Annotated in this window: 14 protein-coding genes; 6 read left to right on the top strand and 8 right to left on the bottom strand. The window is 65.3% G+C overall.

Annotated elements, in window-relative coordinates:
- The first annotated feature begins 18 nt into the window (after positions 1–18).
- The 6 genes from L6Q96_16755 to L6Q96_16780 all read left to right on the top strand — a co-directional run bounded on the left by L6Q96_16755 (position 19) and on the right by L6Q96_16780 (position 8,586).
- Positions 19–1,641 (top strand): cobalamin-dependent protein, encoded by a 1,623-nt coding sequence (locus L6Q96_16755; protein ID MCK6556207.1) that lies wholly within the window; start codon positions 19–21, stop codon positions 1,639–1,641.
- The gene (locus L6Q96_16760; GenBank protein MCK6556208.1) at positions 1,638–3,077 is read left to right on the top strand and encodes an alkaline phosphatase family protein; all 1,440 of its coding nucleotides are present in this window, start codon (positions 1,638–1,640) and stop codon (positions 3,075–3,077) included. Before L6Q96_16755 ends, L6Q96_16760 begins: the two co-directional genes overlap by 4 nt.
- A 136-nt stretch (positions 3,078–3,213) precedes the next feature.
- Positions 3,214–4,389 (top strand): radical SAM protein, encoded by a 1,176-nt coding sequence (locus L6Q96_16765; protein MCK6556209.1) that lies wholly within the window; start codon positions 3,214–3,216, stop codon positions 4,387–4,389.
- A gap of 3 nt (positions 4,390–4,392) precedes the next feature.
- On the top strand, positions 4,393–5,913 hold the full coding sequence (locus tag L6Q96_16770) for a B12-binding domain-containing radical SAM protein (protein MCK6556210.1): 1,521 nt from the start codon (positions 4,393–4,395) through the stop codon (positions 5,911–5,913).
- The gene (locus L6Q96_16775) at positions 5,910–6,899 is read left to right on the top strand and encodes a GDP-mannose 4,6-dehydratase (GenBank protein ID MCK6556211.1); all 990 of its coding nucleotides are present in this window, start codon (positions 5,910–5,912) and stop codon (positions 6,897–6,899) included. Before L6Q96_16770 ends, L6Q96_16775 begins: the two co-directional genes overlap by 4 nt.
- 67 nt (positions 6,900–6,966) lie before the next feature.
- Positions 6,967–8,586, top strand: coding sequence for a hypothetical protein (locus tag L6Q96_16780; GenBank protein ID MCK6556212.1), 1,620 nt, complete (start codon positions 6,967–6,969; stop codon positions 8,584–8,586).
- Here the strand turns inward: L6Q96_16780 and L6Q96_16785 are convergent.
- From L6Q96_16785 to L6Q96_16820, 8 genes are all read right to left on the bottom strand, one after another.
- Complete coding sequence (locus L6Q96_16785; GenBank protein ID MCK6556213.1) at positions 8,552–9,580, bottom strand: hypothetical protein; 1,029 nt, start codon at positions 9,578–9,580, stop codon at positions 8,552–8,554. The genes L6Q96_16780 and L6Q96_16785 overlap by 35 nt on opposite strands.
- Complete coding sequence (locus L6Q96_16790; GenBank protein MCK6556214.1) at positions 9,570–10,340, bottom strand: glycosyltransferase family 2 protein; 771 nt, start codon at positions 10,338–10,340, stop codon at positions 9,570–9,572. The genes L6Q96_16785 and L6Q96_16790 overlap by 11 nt, the downstream gene beginning before the upstream one ends.
- A 100-nt stretch (positions 10,341–10,440) precedes the next feature.
- Positions 10,441–11,811, bottom strand: a complete 1,371-nt coding sequence (locus L6Q96_16795) for a radical SAM protein (GenBank protein MCK6556215.1) — start codon at positions 11,809–11,811, stop codon at positions 10,441–10,443.
- 5 nt (positions 11,812–11,816) lie between these two features.
- Positions 11,817–13,493, bottom strand: a complete 1,677-nt coding sequence (locus L6Q96_16800) for a radical SAM protein (protein ID MCK6556216.1) — start codon at positions 13,491–13,493, stop codon at positions 11,817–11,819.
- 104 nt (positions 13,494–13,597) lie between these two features.
- A complete protein-coding gene (locus L6Q96_16805) occupies positions 13,598–14,623 on the bottom strand; it encodes a hypothetical protein (protein MCK6556217.1) in 1,026 nt (341 codons plus the stop codon).
- Between the two features lie 118 nt (positions 14,624–14,741).
- The gene (locus L6Q96_16810) at positions 14,742–16,412 is read right to left on the bottom strand and encodes a DUF2079 domain-containing protein (GenBank protein ID MCK6556218.1); all 1,671 of its coding nucleotides are present in this window, start codon (positions 16,410–16,412) and stop codon (positions 14,742–14,744) included.
- Positions 16,409–17,362, bottom strand: a complete 954-nt coding sequence (locus L6Q96_16815) for a glycosyltransferase (protein ID MCK6556219.1) — start codon at positions 17,360–17,362, stop codon at positions 16,409–16,411. Before L6Q96_16815 ends, L6Q96_16810 begins: the two co-directional genes overlap by 4 nt.
- Positions 17,363–17,901: 539 nt before the next feature.
- On the bottom strand, positions 17,902–19,482 hold the full coding sequence (locus tag L6Q96_16820; protein ID MCK6556220.1) for a radical SAM protein: 1,581 nt from the start codon (positions 19,480–19,482) through the stop codon (positions 17,902–17,904).
- Positions 19,483–19,927 lie beyond the last annotated feature (445 nt).

The following is a 19,927-nucleotide window of genomic DNA, read 5'->3' on the forward strand; positions in this document are numbered from 1 at the left end:
CTATCCGGCGAGACCCGCATGCCGCTCGATATCGTCCTGGCCGCAACCGGCGCCGAGAACATTTCCCTCGAGGCGATCTCGGCCGTGCTGAAGCAGAACGGCCACCGCGTCCAGGTCGCTTTCGATCGCGCCCTGTTCAACGACGCGCAGTACTTTTCGATTCCATGGCTCGCACGTCTGTTCGACGCAAAAGACGAGGTCGTGCGACAGATCGTGGCGGCGAGACCGGACCTGCTGTGCGTCTCCGTGTTTGCCGACAACTACCAATGGGCGCTCGATCTCTGCCGGCGGGTGAAGCGGGAGGTAGACGTGACCGTCGTATTCGGCGGCATCCATCCGACGACGGTCCCGGAGCGCGTGATACGAGAAGCCTGCGTCGACGTCGTCTGCGTCGGCGAGGGCGACTATGCGATCGCCGAACTCGCCGCGAGCATCGAGCGCGGTCGGATCGAGCACGACATCCCCAACCTGTGGTTCAAGCGCAACGGTCAGGTGATTCGCAACCCGCCGCGGCCGAATGCGAACCTCGACGAACTGCCCATGATCGATAAGCGGCTGTTCGAGGACTACATCCCGTACCGCCACTACTACCTCACCGTAACGAACCGCGGCTGCGTTCGCCGCTGCTCCTTCTGCTCGGAGAACTTCAAGGAGCACTGGGAGCACGAGCGTCGACTCGGACCGTTCATGCGCGACCAGAGCGTCGACAAGGTGATCGACGAACTCAAGACGATGCGGGCCAGATACGGACTCCGATACATCGACATCAAGAACAACGTGCTGTCGGGATCGAAGAAGTGGACGCTGGAGTTCTTGCGGCGTTACGGGGCGGAGATCGGCCTGCCGTTTCGCATCATGGGATATCCACGTCTGCTCACGAAGGAAGTGGTGCTGGCGCTGCGCGCCGCCGGCTGCCACCACATTCAGATGGGCATCGAGTCCGTAAACGAGGCGATCCGGCGCGGCGTCCTGCTGCGGCCAGAGAGCAACGCACAGATCCGCGATGCGCTCGACAACATGGACGCCGCCGGCATCGGTTACTCGACCGATTTCATCCTCGGCCTGCCCGGGGAAAGCGAGCAGGACCTGATCGATGCCCTGCGGTTGCTCAGCGGCCGCCGCGGCCTGCGCCGCGCCAGCATCTTCTGGTTGGAATACCTGCCCGGCGTGTCGCTGACCGAGCGCGCGCACCGAGAGGGGCTGATCGGCCAGCGCGAGATCGAACAGATCGAGGAAGGCCGGCAGGAACACTACCTTGCGCACGGCTCGGTGGAGGATATCGAGACGGTCCGCCAGCTCAAGAGCTATCACGTGCTGTTTCGGCTGCTGCCGATTACGCCGACGCCGGCAATGGATTTCGTCCTCCGCCACCGTTTGCAGCGTCTGTTCCTGCACGTGCCGCAGACGCCGCTCATCATCGCCATCGATCTCTTCGTATCGTTGATCGAACGCGATTACTACGCGCTCTGGGCGATCCGCACCTACCTGTTCGAGATCAAGCGCCGGTTGCGGGCGCGGCTCTTCGGCCCCAGCGAGTACGTCTACAAGTCGGCGCCGGCGGAGGAAGTCGCGCCGGGGACGCCTGCCGCACCGGCAGACGCGCCCACGCCTCCGGATCCGTCGCCCGCGGCGCTCCGATGACGTCGATCGCCGCGTTGGGCAGTCGGTTGGTCGCGCGTTTCTATACGGAACGTATCGAAGACCTGTGCACGCGCGTGCTGTATTTCAACAACACGCTCGACACCTATTTCCTCATTGGCAGCCTGACGAGTCTGGCGCTCCTCGGCAGCGCCGGACCGCACCCCGCCCTGTTCGTTCCGGTCCTCGCCGGGGTTTACGCGTGCTTCAAGCTATCGGACTTCTATCCGGTCTTCCTGCTTTTCACCCCGCTGTTCGTTGCCTTCGGCGGTAGCGTGGCCGGATTCGAGACGGCCATTGCCGCGCAACTGCTCGGCGCCAACGTGCTGGTATTCGTCTTCATTCAGTTCCTGTTCATGGGCATTCCCGACTCCATCGTCGCGCGCGATCCGACGGTGGCCGTGCGCAAGCTGTACAACTCGCTCTTTACGATCGCGCCGACGACGGTCAGTGCGTCGATATCGATCTACTTCGCGACGCTTTGCGCGCTGATGCTGTACTTCAAACCTAATCCGCTGGTCGACTCGGCGGCACTGGGACTGTGGGCCAGTTTCCTGGTCGCGGCCGTCGTGGCACGGCGGACCCGGCCGAAACCGCGGGCCGAAGGTGCATTTCTTCCGACTCCGCGCGGTCGGATTGCCGACCGAGTGGTCCTCTTGAACATCGACGGCTGCCGGCTCGATCGGTTCCGCGAGGCGGACCTGCCGCTGGTCGAAACCCTCCGCCGGGACGGGAGTTGGTTCGAAAACGGAGCCACGACGGTCTATCGGGCGCTGACCAACCCCGCTTTCGTGAGCATCCTGACCGGCACGCCTCCCGAGGTCCACGGCGTACGCGACAACAACCTCGGCAGGCGAATCAAGGTCGAGGGGCTGCCCGACATCGTGGAGACGGTTCTCTACGGTTCCATGCACGTAAAGCACTTCTCGAAACGGCACTGGCGGACGAGGATAGTGTCGTTACCGGTCCACAGCGTGTACCGCTCCGACGATTTGATGCTGGAATGGCTCAAGGACGATCTCCGGCGCCAGGACGAGACCCGCCTGTTCGTTGCCGACCTGAGCGAGGCGGACTTCCTGGGACATGCGTACGGCAGCGACTCGCCGCAGTACCTCGAAGCGATCCGCCGCGCCGGCCAGCGGATTGCGGACATCCTTCAATGGCTGCAAGACCACGGGCCGGCGCGCACCGCCGTCGTGGTCAGTTCGGATCACGGCATGGTGGCGATCGATCATTCCTACCTGCTGTTCGACGCCGAGAAGTACGTGCCGTTGTTGCTGTGGGGAACCGGTATCCGCAAGGGCAAGCGTATCGAGTACCGGCCGTCGATAATGGACATCGCTCCGACGATCGGCTTTCTGCTCGGGGTGAGATACCCGGCAGGGTGCCGCGGTCGAGTGCTCATCGAAGCCATCGAAACGGCAGAGGGATCGGGCTGACCCCGCTTGCGGAATCGGGGCGGTCGGGGACCGGAACTCGCAGCCGGGCCGATGTCCGCGGTCGCTGCTACCGCGCGTGCGCGTATCGTCTGGCGGCTTGCATTTCCGCCCGGTGCGAGATTTGGTAGACGACGGGATGCGCTCCGGGGTCGCCGTGCAATCGCAACGAAGCTTCTCGCGTCGCTGGCAGCTCGCCCGCCGTGTCGGTTTGATCGCTCGCCTCACCGAGACCTGGTTTCGCCGGCCGACGACACCGACGCGGTTGATGTTCGACGTTACCCGTCGCTGTAATCTCCGCTGCCGCACGTGCAAGACGTATCAGGCTGGACCGGCACCTGAGGTGACCCCGGACGAAGTGCGGCGGGTGCTGACGCAAATGCCCGGCCTGTTCTGGCTTGACATCTCCGGGGGCGAGCCCTTCCTGCGTCGTGACGTCGCCGAGTTGTTCGCCGCCGTCCTCGACGCCACGCCGGCGCTGCGCGTTCTGCATTTTCAGACGAACGGTTGGTTTCGAGAGCGCACGATCGCGGTCGTCGAGATGGTCCGCGCCCGGCGTCCCGAGGTCGAACTCATCGTCACCGTCAGCATCGACGGTCCGCCGAGGGTACACGACGCCGTTCGTGGCGTAGACGGCTCGTTTCGGCGCGCGTGGAACACATTCCGGTCGCTTCGTGGCCGCGACGATTGTGCGGTTTATGCGGGCACTACCGTCAGTCCCTTCAATGTGGATCACGTCGAGGAGCTGGGCCGGTTGTTACACCGCGACATTCCCGGCTTCCGAAGCGCCGAGTGGCACTGGAACTGGTTGCAGATTTCCCCGCACTTCTTCGGCAATTCCGACCTCGTCGGGTTGCCTGCGGTGGCGACGCGAGATCTCGTGCGACACCACGTCCGCCGCCGCGGTCTGCCCCGCAACCTGGTCGAAATCATGGAGCTGATCTTCCTGACCAACCTCGAGTTCTACCGTCGCGGCGAGCCCGCCGGCGTTATCTGTCAGGCACTGCGCAGCGCCGCCTTCATCTCTCCGGAGGGCGATCTCTACCCGTGTCACGTCTACGATCGGCCTCTGGGCAGCACGCTCCGGCAACCGGTTGCCGACCTGTGGGGCTCCGCGCCCGTACTCGATGCCCGGGCGGACATCGAAAGACTGGCCTGTGGCGGGTGTTTCACACCATGCGAAGCATATCCCGCGTTGGCCGGCGCGCCCGCGCGGACCATACGGATGACGGCGGGCCGTGCATTACGCTTGCTGGCCGAAGGCCGGCGTGCCCCTTTCGCTGCCGTGCCGGAAACCGGAGCGGCTCGAGAGTAACGCATGGGGAACTCGTTGCGGGTAGCGTTCGTCCAGACGCTGACCACCGAGATGATGGGTGGCATGTGCGTTTCCGCGGTGCTCAAGGACGCGGGGCACGAAACTCGGCTGTTTCTCGAGTCGCAGGAACCCGATCTGGTGCGCTCGGTGCTGGCGTGGCAGCCCGACATCGTCGGCATTTCGATCATCACTGGCATGCACGTCTGGGCGCTCGGAGTGTGCAAGCAGATCAAGGCGGCAGCGCCGCGGGTGTTCGTGGTTCTCGGAGGGCCGCACGCCACCTTCATTCCGGAAGTGATCGAACGGGAAGGCGTCGACGTCGTCGTGCGGGGCGAGGGCGACTACGTGATGCGGGACCTCTGTGCTGCGATCGCCGCTCGCGACGACTACACCGCCGTTCCCGGCACCTGGGTGAAGGACGAACGGGGACGCATCCACGAAAATCCGGTGGGCGCTCTCGTCACCGACCTCGACGCCCTGCCCTTTCCCGACCGCTCGCTGCCTTACCGCTATCCGATCCTGCGCAAGCGCGGGAACAAGACTTTCATTCCCGGCCGCGGCTGCCAGTTCCCCTGCACGTTCTGTCATAACCACCTCGCCATGCGTCTTTACGCCGGCCAGGGGCGCTGGGCACGGAAGGTGTCGCCGGAGCGCTTTGTCGACGAGATCGTCTACGTGCGGGACCACTGGGATCCATTGCGCATCGTGTCGCTCGAAAACGACGACGAGATCTTACACATGCGACCCTGGGTGGAACCCGCCTTCACGCTATACGCGAAACGGGTGGGCCTCCCGTACTACGTCATGACCCGGCCCGACAGCGTCACCGAGGACATGGCACGTCTGCTCAAGGAAACCGGTTGCGTCGGCGTGTCCATGTCACTGGAGACGGCGAACGACCGCCTGCGCAACGAGGTGCTCAAGAAGCAGTTCGTCCTCGATGACGTCGAGAATGCCATGACGTACCTCGACCGGTACGGGATTCCGGTCAAGATGTTCAACGTCGTGGGCATCCCCGGCGAGACCCTCGATGACGCGCTGGCCACGTTAGAGATTAACGTGCGGCTGCAACCGATGTGGGCTCGCTGCAGCATCCTGCATCCCTATCCGCCAATGGATCTCTACCAGTCGTGCAAACGCGAAGGACTGTTCAAAGAGGACTTCGGCGCCGACGACTTCGCATTCTTTTACCTGAAAGAGAGCCCCCTGGATTTCCCCGGCATCGATCGGCTCGTCAACTTGCAGAAGTTCTTCTCTATTGTGGTGCGGTATCCGTTTCTGCTGCCGCTCGTCCGGCAACTGATCAAGGTGAAACCGAATCGGTTCTACGAACTTGTCGGCATGCTGTTTTACGGTTACTTCGGCGCCCGTTTCGAGCGCCTGACGACGAAGGAGTTTCTGGAGTTCGCCCTGGCCAGCGCCGGTTTCCTGAGACGGCGCGGCAAGCCTACCCGGGCCGTCGCCGCCGCGGCGGCGGCGCCTGCCGCCGGCGTGGCGCGCAGCATCGGAGGCCGCGGCGCGTGAGCCACGCCGACCCTTACGATCCGGGTGCATACGCTGGCCGCCGAGCGCTGGTCACGGGCGCCGCGGGGTTCGTCGGCTCGCACCTGGTCGAGCGCCTCCTGGCCCTCGGCGCCGAGGTGTTTGCCTTTGTGCGCTATACGTCTCACGCCGCGCTCGGAGCCCGATCCGGTCCGCTGCACGAGCTGGCCCCGCGGCTGCGCGGCACCCTCACCGGCGATTTGGCCGCCAGCGGAGCCATCGACCAGATCGCCGCCCTGGACATAGATGTCGTGTTTCACCTCGCCGCCGATGCGTGGGTGACCCGCTCTCTCACCGCTCCGGTGGACGTTTTCAACAACAACGTGCAGAGCACGTTGAACGTCCTCGAAGCGGTCCGCCGGTCCGGCCGCAATCCGCGCGTGGTGGTGACATCGTCGAGCGAGATCTACGGCACCGCAACGACCGACCGCATCGCCGAATCCCATCCGCTGGAGCCGACCTCTCCCTACGCCGCGTCCAAGGTGGCCTGCGACCGCCTGGCCATTGCGTGGCACCGCACCTTCGGTACCGAGGTGGCCATTATCCGTCCGTTCAATACGTATGGCCCCCGCCACGTCTACGATGTCATCCCCCTGTTCATTCGCGCCGCGCTGCGTGGCGAACCGCTGACGATTCACGGCACCGGGGAGCAGTCGCGCGATTTCACCTACGTCACCGACATGGTCGAGGCATTCCTGACGATGGGCGCCCACCCGGAGGCGGTCGGCCGGGCGGTCAACTTCGGAACCGGCAACGACGTCACGATAGGCACCGTGGCCAGGTACGTCCGCGAGATCACGGGTTGCCGATCCGAGATCGTGCACGTCGACGACCGGCGCGCTCAGGTGCATCGCCTGTGCTGCGATGCGGCGCTCGCGCAGCGCCTGTTCGGCTGGCGGCCCGCGGTCGGCCTGCGCGACGGGATCGAACGAACTGCCGCGTGGGCCAGAGGTTTCGAGCGCCATTGACGTGACCGGCACCGCCAACCCAGACCGGGCAACCGAAGCGAAAACCGGCGGCGGCAGCGGCAAAGGGATGCCGTCCGCCCCACGCCCCGCGGTCGCGTGGGGTATTGCCGCTGCGTTCGCCCTTGCCGGTTTGCTTGCCGTACACACCGACAGCTTTCTCGACAACGAAGGTATCCTGAGCTGGATGTTCGCCGGCCTCACCGCCGAGGCTCCGCTCGACATGCTGTTTCTCCTCAAGGCCAGGCCACCGATCTCGGCCCTGTATGCGCCCGTGGCCGTCGCCGGACTCCCGGCGTTTCTCTCGGTACACGTTGTCATGGCGAGCCTAGCCATCCCGCTTACCGCCGCCCTCGCACGTCGGTTCGGACACGCGAACGCCAATCTTTCGGCGAGTCTGGTAGCTCTCTCGCCCCTGTATTTCGCCGCGGCGGCAGCCGGGGTTCAGAACACGGACGCAACCCTGGGAGTGCTCCTCGCCGCGTGGCTGACGGCACGCAAACGCCCCATCGCCGCGGGTTTGGTGCTGAGTCTCGTGGTACTCGCGCGCGTCGAGACCGTGGTATTAACGGCAGCGTTCGTGGCCCATGCGATCCGAGATCGGAACTCCCGCCCACTCCTGGCCGCCGTGGTGGTGATCCCGGCGGCTTTCGTGATGGCTGGCGCGGTCTACCATCAGGACGTCCTCTGGCCGCTGCATTACCCATCCTCGGTGCCGGACAATCCGGTCATCGACCCCGCCGAACGGGCGGGATACGGGGGTTCGCCCGCGGATGCAATCACGACCCTGCTGGCGCTGACACCGGTCATATCCGTGCTCGTCTGGATATCGTGGCGGGGCGCGCCGCTGGAGAATCTGCTCACGCTGGCCGCGCTGGCGTTCGTGGCGGCCCTGCGCCTCCTTCCCTTCACCCACCTGATCTACGTCGACGCCTCGCCGCGGTACGTCCTGCCTGCCCTCCCGTTCCTGGCGCTGTCGATCGCCCGGGCCGTCGATCGGTGGGGTTGCGGACGGCGGGAGAGCGCCCTGCGAGGCGGACTTCTCGTCGGCCTCGGCGCCGCCGGACTGATGTGGGTCGGTGGGTTTGCCGGAATACTACTTTGCGCCACGTCAATTGCATGCGCCATCGCTGCAGCTCTCGCCTTCCTGTCCAAACGCCTCGCCGGGCCGTTGCTGTTGGCAACCGCCGCCGCAGGTCTGTGGCCCTTGCTGCCGACTACCCACCTGTACATCGGCGATCATGCACGACAACTGGGCGAGATCGTCGGTTGGATCGAGACCGCACTGCCCCGGGGCACCGTCGTAGTTACAGACCAGCACCTGCTCAACCGGTGGTTGTCCGCCCGGGCCCCCGAACTCCAGGTCCGGGTGCGCCAGATCGTTCAACCTGACATGCAACACGAGATGAGAGCTCTGACCAACCCGGCCACGCGTCAGTTCGAGATCTTCTTCGGCACCAAACGATACTTCTACGCACCATGGATCTTCCGGGAAGAGATCGTGTCATTGCCGGGCGAGGTTGCCGTCGTCATGCGCACAGACTCGACGCACCGAGTACAAGCTCTGTCCGGACCTCCGTTCGATGCGGTCGACTGGACCGTCTCGGGCGACAAGTGGATAGGCGGTCGCCTGCGCCGCGGCCCCCGCGGCGCCGCTACAGAAGTTCCTCGAAGTTCGGTCGGCCAATAAACCACTCGACCGCTTGCAAGGTAAACATCGTCGCCCAACTGCAGACGTCGTCGGACGTAGGTGCATATCGAATGCCGCCTTCCGGAGCCTGGCACGCGGCGAGAAAAGCGAGGGCCCGCTCGATTGCCGCGCCAAAGCGCGCCCCGTCGCGCAACAGCCATAGTCGAACCGCCTGGGCCGTCGAGTCGGACCGGGCCTCGCCGAAGCCGTCCATCCCGTTGGCGAACGCGAGGATGCCACCGTCCGGTTGCTGCAGCGCCGCCAACCACTCGAGAGCCCCGTCGATCGGCTCGAGCAGACTGGCGAGGCCGTAGTGCTGAACGACCAGGTGGCCTTCCTGCTCGTAGCAGAACGGGTGCACATACAGCGGGCTCGGCTGATGGCCGGAACGGTCGATAAGCGCCGTCACCAGATGCGCCGGCAGCGGACCGCCGAACATACACGCGTACAACTGCAGTCCGTGCAGGCATTTCACGAGATGAGCACCGAACTGCGTCGACCAGCGTCCATCGCCCTCCGCGGACCGCGGAGCCACGGCGGCGCCGCTGGCGATACTATCGTGGACAAAGCTCCCCAGCCGGTGGACGAAGGCTTCGCCTCCGATCCGCCCTCCGGCTTCGCGGTACCGTACGAGCCCGGCCAACACCACCGCCGAATCGAACAAGTACGTTGTACCGTTACGGCCAAACCCACCGTTGTCACGGATCGCCTGACATAACCATCCGGCGATGCGGTCGGCGGTCGCGATGTCGGTCATACCCCCCGACATCCCGCAAATCGTGCTCAGAAGAAGTCCCGCCGCCTCCGGATACGGATAACCCGGATGGGCGGGATTGACCCACGAAACGACCGCCCCGTCGGGACGCACGGCATCGCACACCAGCCAGCGCCGCATCGCCTCGATGTCCGGCACACGCCGGCCCGCTACCGACCTCCGCTGTCGCTGAATCTCTTCGCCACCCCTCGGGCGCTCGAGGTTCCGGTCAGGCCTCATGGCACGCTCGCCCGCGGACCCAGCCCTGCAGCTTACCGGCAATCATGGCCCGCAGGATCCCGAGCCCGTGATAAAAGGGGACGAACGACGTCGCCCCCCCGGCCCGGGCGTAACGCGTGACGGGTACTTCGACGACCCGGCCTCCGCGCTGCAGCACGTGGATCAGCATTTCTGTCTCGATGTCATACGAGCGCGCCCGCAACGCTTCGGGATCCATGCTGCTGCGTCTTACCGCCCGGAAACCGGCCTGCGTGTCGCGGATCCTCGATCCATAGAGGCCGTTAAATACACCCGTCAGCAAGCGGTTGCCCAACCAATTGAGCGGCGTCATAGCCCCGTCCTCGAGCCTGCCCACAAAGCGCGACCCGATCACCATGTCGACACCGGGCTCGATCGCCGCCAGTAGAGAGGGGATGTCGCCGACATCGTCCTGCCCATCGGCGTCCAGGAACAGGACGACGTCTCCCGACGCTGCGCGCAGGCCCGTACGCACCGCTTCACCCTTGCCGCGATTGGCCGGATGCCGGATCACTCTTGCCCCTGCGGCCTCGGCAACCGCCGCTGTGGCATCGGCGGAGCCGTCGTCGACCACGATGACCTCGGCCAGCCTCAGAGCGCAACCGCGCACTCCCCGGACGATATCGCCGATCGTCTGCGCCTCGTCGTAGGCCGGCAGGATCACGCTCACCCGCGCCTCCGGGCTCGCCGCCTCACACGATCTCGTGGACTGTAGTCTGACGACGGCGCGGTTCGTGGACATCGGCGGACTCTTACCTTCCCCCAAGTCGGCGGGTCAAGGCAGACCGCTCAAGCGAGCCTCGGTGACGCACGGCGATGCCCCTTGTTCCCCCTACCCCGATTCAGGCCGGCGCCCGCCGCTCCACGTCGGCCGGCGCCGGCGACTGCGCCGATCTACTGCCTTTTTCGATCGCCTCGGCCCTCGAGGTGGCCAGATCGAAAAGCGCCAACTCCGCCGGCCGCATGTACCCGCCGGCTCCGGGAGAACAGCGATAAAAGCTACCGTCTCGATGGATCTGTCCTTCGGCAACCAGCTCCTCGATCGCCGCACGAACCGGAGAGACGGCCTGCACACCGTAATAGCCGGCGATCGCCGCGAAATCGAAGTAGTCGTCGCGCATCAGCCCGGCCAACGCATCCATCGCGCCGTCGACTACCGCATCGGCCTGCGACAGCAGATATCCGGCTTCGTCGGGGTCGAAGCGCTCGACATCCGTCATGTTCATGAAGCGCGCCCAGCCGAGCAGGTGCGAGCCCGCATGCCGTCCGATACCGAACTGGTCAATCCCGACCGCTTCGGTATCGGAATACTGCCAAGTACGGTACCGCCCGGCATCGACGTAGTCCTTGCGCAGCACGACCATCACCGTCGGCAACTCACGCCACGTGTACTCGGGCCACAGCTCGATTAGCCGGCGGCCGTGCGGACCATGCGGCAGCGCCCGGAAGCGCCGGTACATAGCGATGGCCTCAGCCTCGGTCTCGAACATCGGATTCTTCGCCGTCGGCGAGATGATGTGCACGCTGATCGAGGTCGGCTGCAACGCCAGAACGTTATCGAGGCTCTGAAAAAGCCCCTCTTCGGATTCCCCCTTCAACCCCCAGGCGAGGTCGAGGTTGACGTCGTCGATCCCCCGACCGCGCGCCTCCTCCATGAGACTTCCGAGGCGCGCAAAGTCCGACTGCCGGCCGGCGCGCTTAAGCACATCCGTACCCGTCGATTGAACCCCGCAACTCAGTCGCCGAATGCCGTGCCTCGCCACCACCTCGAGCGAGCCCGGCCGATACGCACTCGGCAACATCTCGAACGTACGGCGCGCCACCGACCCATGGTCGAAGTGCGTCTCGACGAGCGTAAAAAGGACTTCGAGCTGGTCGGGAGAAAGCAGATTGGGCGTGCCACCCCCGAAATACTCCTGCCGCACGCTGGTCCCCGCCAACACGGGCGCGAAGAATTCGACCTCCGCACGGGTACGCTCCAACCAGCCGTCGAGCTGGCTCCGGTCGGCGAGCTGCTGCCGTCCGCAATGGCAATAGGCACAACTCTGTGGGCAATACGGGACGTGAATGTGGAGCCATATCGGGTGCCCCCCGGGAACGCCGATCAGTCGCCGCTCCCAGAGGGCGCGGATATCCCGCGCCGAGGCCGGTCGCGAGAACGGCCGAAATCCTCGATACGACTCAATGCGCTGCTGTCGCACGGGGGCTTGCACCAGCACTACTCCGGAAGGGGCCTGATGGTTCGGAAGACACGCGCCGATTCGAATGCGGCGAGGCGAGAAAGCTCGTGCGCTACGGCCGCCGCCTGCGGCTCGCTCAGACCGACGAGCCCGAGACTCCCGCCCCACTTCTCGGAGAACGGGACCACGCTGAGACGGAAGTGACTCGGCCTGATCCGTTCGAAGGGCTGGCGTCGCACACTCTCGACCCGCGCCCGGATCGAGTCCGCCGGCTCGTCGTCGACCAGAAAGAGGTGCTCGACTTCGACCCCGGCTTTGGCCAGCACCAGACCGACACGGCTGACCACCTCCGCGGGGAGAGGCTTACCGAGCTGGCTCCGGTAAGGCTGGGCCGTCGCCGGCAAGTGTAGCCATCGCACCCCGCGCAGGCCACGGCCGACCAGGGCCTCCACGGTCGTGAGACGCGACAACGCCAGACCCAGGGTCTCGATCCACACCGGCAGCCCCCGTTCGGCCAGCAAACTCACGATCTGCGGGAGCGCCGGATGACGGAGCGGCTCAGGCCCGGTAATCACGACTCGCTGCGCCGCGACATCACGAAATTGATCGAGCCGCCGCTCGATACTCAAGTACGACCAATACTCGGGTGCGCCGTCGCGCACCGTGCCGATGAGCAGACGCAGACTGACCTCGTCGCCTCCGTCGGATACAGGGGCGATCGCCGGTATGGGCCGGTCCCCAACCGCCGCCCCACCGATCGGCTGGAATGCCTCGTCGCCAAACAGCGCCGCGTACTGACCGGGATACCCCTGGCAAACCCCATTGAGCGCACACGTCGTGCAACGCGGCCCTTTCAGATACATGGTCTCGCCGTCAAGCGAGCCGTCCTGCCGGAAGCCGGAGTCACAGGTGAAATAGTCGATCGACTCGCGCGTGCGGCCATCCATCACGCAATACGGCACGTGGTGGTAGAAGGTCGCCAGTCCCGCCCGGCGTCCCGCATCGATCGCGTCAAGGACGACAGGCGCAATATTGCGGTAGCGGACAAGCAACTCGCTGTAGTGCTCATCCGGCGGCACCATCGGGGTGATCGTAACCGCCGGGCTCAGCCCGATCTCCGCCTTGAGCTGCGCGAGCATCTCCACCAGCGCACCCGCCTGGTCCTGGTTGACGCTGGTGATCACCGCCTTGATGTGGAGAGTGACGTCCGGATGCCGGGCAAGATTTCGCAAGGCAGCCTGGATGGAATCGAAGGCTTTGCCGTTGCGCGCTAACTCGTTCTGCGTCTTCGGGTCGGGACTGTCGAAGGAGATGTGGCAGAACCGCATACCGCCCCGCACCAGACGCTCGACGAACGCGGGGTCCGCCAGCTTGAGACCGTTGCTTTGAATGCCGAACTCCACAAAACCGGACTCCGAGAGCATCGCCAGCAACCGATCGAGCCCCGGATGAAGGGTCGGCTCACCGCCGGTCAGGATGACGCGCCTGAAGCCGTGAGCCGCCGTACGTCGCACCTGTTCGCCAAGCACATCCAGCGGCTGAAGGGGAGGCGCCTGGGTCATCTTGAAGCAATAGACGCACTCCAGGTTGCAGGCGCTGCCGAGAAACAGCAACACCGTGCGGTCGAACCACTTCAGAAATCGCCGTTCGGCGGCCGGCAGCGATTCGATATCCGCCCACGGATTGATTCGAAAGATCAACGGGTCGACGTTCATGCGCGCAGCTTCCGCTCCAACGGAGTGAGATCGCTACCCCGGGGCGGGCCCCAATACACCTCGCTGAAGTGGACTTCAGTGGCAACCATACATAGGGTCCACGGCTAATCCAAGGAATATCCGCCGGCAGCGAAGCGCGTGAGTTCCGTGCCCACAATCCGGTTGCCTTCCGCGTTCATGTGACGCGGAAAGAGGGCCGCACGCTGCTCAGCCGGCAAACCGGTAATGACTGGAAAAAGGTCGAGGGTCGGCAGCCCGGCTGCCCGGGCGCAGGCGAGGACGCCGTCCTTGATCTCGATGTCATCCGCCGAAGACTCGGGTCGCTGCGGCTGCGCAAGGACGACAACGCGGACGCCGCGCGACCGTCCGAACGCTGCCAACCTGGCCATCAGACGGCACGCCACCTCGCGTCCAGACCTGTGCACGGCAACGGATTCCGGGCCTTCCCAGTGCAGCGCCGTCGGGAACAGGAAGTCGACCGTCTCGCTCCATGCCACCAGCCGCTTCAGCGGCGCCAACGGCGACCGTGCCGGCACCGGAGCCGGGTTCAAACGAAGGCCCATCCCGTCGAGATCGAAGTACGGTTTCGGATGACCCGACCAGTACGACATCTCGCACCGGAGCACGTCGTGCGGAATGAATCCCACCACTATGGAATCGGGAGCGTATACTTCCGCCAGCTTCTCGGCCCGCAGCACGGCCTGGTCGAGGCCGAATCCACCCATGCCGGCGTTGACCACCCGGCTCCCCGACAGCCTCTCGAACACCGCCGGCCACGAATCCTCGTCGTCAACGCCGTCACCCATCGCAAACGAGTCCCCAACCACAAGCGTCAACGGCCGTTCGGCCACCGTGCCCGTCTCACCGTTGCTCCGGGTGCCATGCTCGCCGATGGTGATTGTGAAACCGTCCGGATGTCGAAAAACGAGGCCCGGCTTTGGTAGACGGCCGACCGCCGGGTCGACTACCACGGAGCTTTCGCTGTCCCTGCTCTGCCAGGTGAACAGCGAATTGCGGGCGACGCGGACCGCAACCTCGATGAAGACGGCCGCGACAACAGTCCCGCCCAGCACGAGCGCCACCGCCCGCTTCCAGGAAAGCCCCACCGTCGGCTTCTTACCCGCGCTCATGAGTTCGACGCCGTACGTCCTCGCTCGCAATACCAGCCCACCGATCACCGACGCTGACCCGTCACCGCACTTGCTCCGCGCTGCACCAGTTGTCCACCCTCACCCCCTTCCCGGACCTTCACCGGGGTTCTCCCAGGACCGGATATACGCCGAGGACAACCTCGGCGCGGTGCGCACCGTAAGAGCCGATGTCGCTGAACGGCAGGTTCTCCAGCACGCGTTCCTCCACGGCCGCCCGGCCCTCCGTCTCGGCACGGCAACCGTCGAACTCGACGAGACTGCAATCCAGGCTGCGATAGAAGAGAACGCAGGCCGTACTCGGCGCAATCTCCCGCGCCACCGCATCGAGCCCCATCCCGGCGTCCGGCACTTCCCGGAAGTACGGCAACGGCGCACCGAACGCCGCCCAGCGGGCCCCGGCCACCTCCACGCCCACCGACTCGCTCCGCGGGGCCTTTGCCAGGAAGACACACTCTGGATACCGGGTCACGAGATCGAGCAGGTAGCGAACCTCTGTCTGCTGGTTGACTGCCAGCAGCGGGATCGCATCGGCGATACCGGGCAACCGCTGGCGGCGACCGAACAGCTCCCGCGGCCCCAACGGCTGCCACACCGTCATGCTGAGCGCGAGCGACAGCAACGCCACGCGCCTCCACCACGGCGGCCAGGTCCATCTCTGGGCCCATTCCGCAAGCTCGCGAAACCCGAACAGCGCGACGTAAAACACCCCGGGCACGACGAAACTCGCGTAACGGAAGTGCTCGAAGTTCCCCTGCGCTGCCGCCGAGTAACTCTTGAACAACGTCAACAGCGCGATCGGCAATAGACAGAACCTCAGCCAGTGCCGCGTCGTGTAAATCGTCCCGAGAATGAAGAGGACGATGAAGCCAATGGGGAGAAACACTCCGAGCTTCAGCGGCAACAGCAGAAAGGACATGTTCAAGGGAGCCATGCCGTCGACGACGTAAGCTGCCGGTCCCCACGACGGCAAGCTCTGAAGTCCGAGCAACAACACGACGACGACGAGAAAGATCCAGAGCGGCCCCGCTACCACGTTCCGCACGACGCGGCCCAGGGCCGCAACGCCGGAGCGCATCGGCGCCTCCATGCCCAGTACCCTTGCTGCACCAATGGCGATCGCCGGAAAGCCGATTATCAGCCACTCCAGACGCACGCTGGCCGCCAGAACAACCAGCAACCCCAACGCGAGCAGCGCCAGCAACCGCAACCGTCCCGAGCCGTGCTCGTCGTCCAGGACCACACCAGCGGCCACGCACCCCAGCCAGAAGTACGTCGTCCACAACATCGCGGGGGTCTCGGAGAAAGCCGCGTGCAGCGTGTTCAGGTTGCACACGTAACCGAGCGCGAAAGCCAGGCCGCCCAGCCACGTGCGCAGCACGACAGTGGCCAGCAGGAAAAAGATCAGCGCGTTCGCAGCCGCCAGGCAGAGGTTGAAATGCACCACCGCGCGCAGGGCTTCGACACCCGGGTCCGCCAGCGCTGCCGTCAGCGCCGCGAAGCCGGAGCCAACGTGGGTAGTGCCGCCATAGAGCTGCCGGATATTGCGAACACTCCGCCCCTCCTGCAGCACCGTAATCCAACCGGTCTCGACCTGCGCCGGCCCGAAGGCCGACAGCACCACGACCATGCCCAGCCCCAGACCTGCCACCCCAACGAGCAGGGGCAGCCGCAATCGTGGCCGCGCGCGAGCCCATCCCGCCAGCACGGCGCCGAGCAGAACCAGCGCCGTGGCGTTGGCTGCGAGCCAGAGATGTTCGCCGGCACTCATCCGTCTGCGTCGCCAACCGCCAAACCGGCGGCAACGGCACGGCGGGCCCGGCGGCGCGAACCGAGGGCGGCCCCGGCGGTCAGCACCGCGGCGGCAAGCAGCGCCGCCCGCATCGCCATCGAGCCCCCGAGCACCAGGCCCCCCAGCCCTAACAAGATCGCCCCACCACCCAGGAGCCGCGACAAAGCCCCCGTCACCGCCAGCGACTCGACCGCCTCGGCAGCGAGCCCCATCCAACCTACGCGACCGCGGCGGTCGTATCTGGCCCCCTTGGCGTATGAGATCGTCGCGACCTCCCCTCCGAGGGCGTGAACGACCACGGCCAAAACCGCCGCCAGGTTGGCGTGTGCCAGATCGGCCATGGCCACACGCCGAACCACGCTGCGGCGCATGATGCAATAACTGCCGGCTCCCCGCGCCACCGCCACCCCGCTCAGGACATGCTGCATCCAGTGGAACAGGCGCTGTCCGATCATCATCGGCAGCGGATCGTCGCGGCTGTCCTTGACCGCCTGCACCGCGAGGACGTGACGTGGGCCGGTTGACAATGCCGCCACCAGCCGTGGAATTGCTTCTGGCGGGTCCTGCAGGTCACCGTCCAGCACGATGACCGATTGACCACGCACATCGCGCAACCCCACCTGCGTGGCGCGAAATTGCCCGACATTAGCCGGCAGCCGGCACGTACGTACGCACGGGTCGGCGGCCAAGCTCGCGAGCAGGCTAGCCGTGTCGTCCGTACTGGCATCGTCGACAATGACTACCTCGAACGACACCGCACAGCGTCGTGCAGCGGCGGCACAGCGCTCCACCAGCTCCCGGACCACCGCGGCTTCGTTATGCACCGGTGCAACGATGCTCAGGAACGGCGGCGCGACAGGCGGCCCCGCGCCCTTCCCCCCGTCGGGCCCGACCTCGACGATCGCACCGGATCGCTCCGTCTCAAGCACAGCGATGCCCCCGTCGAAACTGCCGACTCGATCGCGCCGGGGCTACCCCCTGGCGAAAGGCGAGCCGGAGGGGTCCGGACACCGAACCGACAGCCGCACCAGCCCGCCAGTCACAGATGCGAATACGTTGCCACACTTGCGCCGAACTCTACTTAGTACTCCGGTTCATTAGTCCGGCGACGTATTCCGTTCGTCCCGAGTAGCGCCATCTTTTCGGCGGCGTATCGAGGGGCGGGGCCGCAAAGCCGCTCGCCAGGCTGCCCCTCGATACGCCCCTGAGAAAACGGGGCTACTCGGGGCGAACGGGAAGCGTCGTACGGAATACGTCGCCGTAATTGTGCCCATCAATACTTAGCCACCGACTGCATATTGTGAGTTACGGCCAATACCCTCAAGCGTCAAGGAAGAACCGCGCCCCAACAAGCCGATCGGGGGCTCGGCTCCAAGGGCAAGGGCGGGTCCCACGGTTACCCCAACTCCACGGCAACGGTGTGGCACACAACCCCCGAAGAGGAGGGTGCCCCCGCTGCAAACCGCACCTACTCCGGACGCGAGCCAGCGGAGCCCCCGCCACCTGCCGCAGAACCGCGAGCCTCGATAGACGCAATCTCCGCCGCTCTGAACGCTGCCGCGAACGTCCCGAGTAAAGAGCGACCGTTGTCCGGTTCGGCCGGCGCGCCGCCCGTCGGGCGGCGTGTTCGGTCCCGCAGCGTCAGGCTGAAGAAGCGCGACCGCTCCAGTGCCGCAACCTCGTCGTCTCGATCGTAGACGTAGATATCCGTCCGGGTCGGGCCCGGACCTTCGAAGGAGACCCCTGCGAAATGCAGCACCTCCAGAAAGACGCGACGATACCGGGCGCCTCCCGGCCATGCCTGTCGCGACATCTGCATCGATCGCAATATCCGATAGAGCAAGTTCCATTTCCGGCGCGACATCGGCTTACGCACCCGAAAGCGTTCCTGGTCGGCGCGCCGCACCCACTCGCCCGGATTTACCTCGTCGAATCCGGCGCTCGCCGCAATTGCCTCCATGCGCTCGAAATCGGCCCGGTCGTAACTGTACGTGCTGAGGATGCGGTTACCATGCGCGAAGTCGATCTCGAGCTTCAACGGCTCGCGGCGCTCGTAGTAGATCGTCCCGGCGAGCACCATGAAGCGAAACAGCATCACGTCGGCCGGTAGCGTCTCGGCAAACGCCAGCGTCTGTTTCAAGCCGTTCGGCGTATCCCCCGGGAGGCCCATGATAAGCGATACCTGTGGTCTGCCCCTACGCGCGTAGATGGCGATCTTCTCGCGGAACGCCTCCGGTCTTATCACGCGACGCACGTCCTTGAATGTTGCCGGATTCACCGAATTGAGCCCGAACAGGGCGGACTTCATGCGCAGACGCCCGAACAACTCGGCCTGCTCCTCGTTCATGTGGGTGGCGAACAGCGCTGCCGAGAACGACATCTGCTGCCTCGGATCGACACGCTCTACCATGGTCACGAATTCGCGCACCCAATCCGTATCGAGGTTGAAGATCGCACTGCACAGCTCCACGTACCGAATTCCGCGTGCCAGCGCCCAGATGAGTTCCGTTTCGATGCGGGCTATCGAGAAACGCGCCACCTTGGGCGGGGCGGTGCTCTCGATGCAGAACGAGCACGAGTAGGGACAGCCGCGATCCGTCTCAATGTAAATGGTGGAGCGGCCGCGCAGATCGACCAGACCATCGAGGTAGGGCGACGTGAGGCTGTCGAGGGAGTCGGGTGGCTGCGAACACCCAAACCGCTCGGGACGCCCCCCCCGGTAACTCACGACGTTACCGATCTTCCCAAGGCTCTCGTCGAGCCGACCCTCCGACACGGCGTCGAGCAGATTGGCGAACGTCTGTTCGCCATATCCGATCACCAGCAAATCCGGGCGCGAGCCGTCGCAGGCCAGATCCTCGAATCCCACCGCACTTGGCCCGCCGACGACCAGCACCGCCGAGGTGCCACCCAGGCGCAAGCGGCTGACCAGGCGCACGATGCGCGGCAGGTTCCACAGAAACGCACTGAGCCCAATCACATCCGGCCGGAAGTCGAGCAAGAGCTCCAGATCCTCGTCCTCGTCGGCACTGGAACTGCGGTCGAACACGCGAATTTCGTGCGGCAGGTCCAGGCTGCGGCAGTAGGCAACGATGCGATAAAGCCCGAATGCGTATGTGAAGTCTTCGTGCGCGCTCGAGTGACCGAGCAGCGCAACCCTGAGGGCCCTGCCCCCTCCGTCCGATCGCCGAATGCGGGGCCCTGACGAGGCATTTACGGCGCCTTCCATTGTACGCCGTACCATAGCAGGGTGTCGTCACGTTGCGGGACAGAAAAAGAAGTCGTCAAGACAGAGCGCGGCTCGCCGCGGATTGGACGCGGCGCGGAACAGGGTGTACAGGAATCGCCTCGCCGTGCGATGATTCCTAACGCCGGTGAGTTGCGTTGCGCGGGAAAGGCCCAGTGAAATCGTACCGACGACTGCGCGAGCTGGGTGAGTCGAAGCCGGCCCGCACCCGCGTTCAACCGATCGCCAACCCTGGCCGGAAAGTGTT

Source organism: Candidatus Binatia bacterium (genome assembly GCA_023150935.1).
In the GTDB taxonomy this organism is placed as follows: Bacteria; Desulfobacterota; Binatia; order HRBIN30; family HRBIN30; genus JAKLJW01.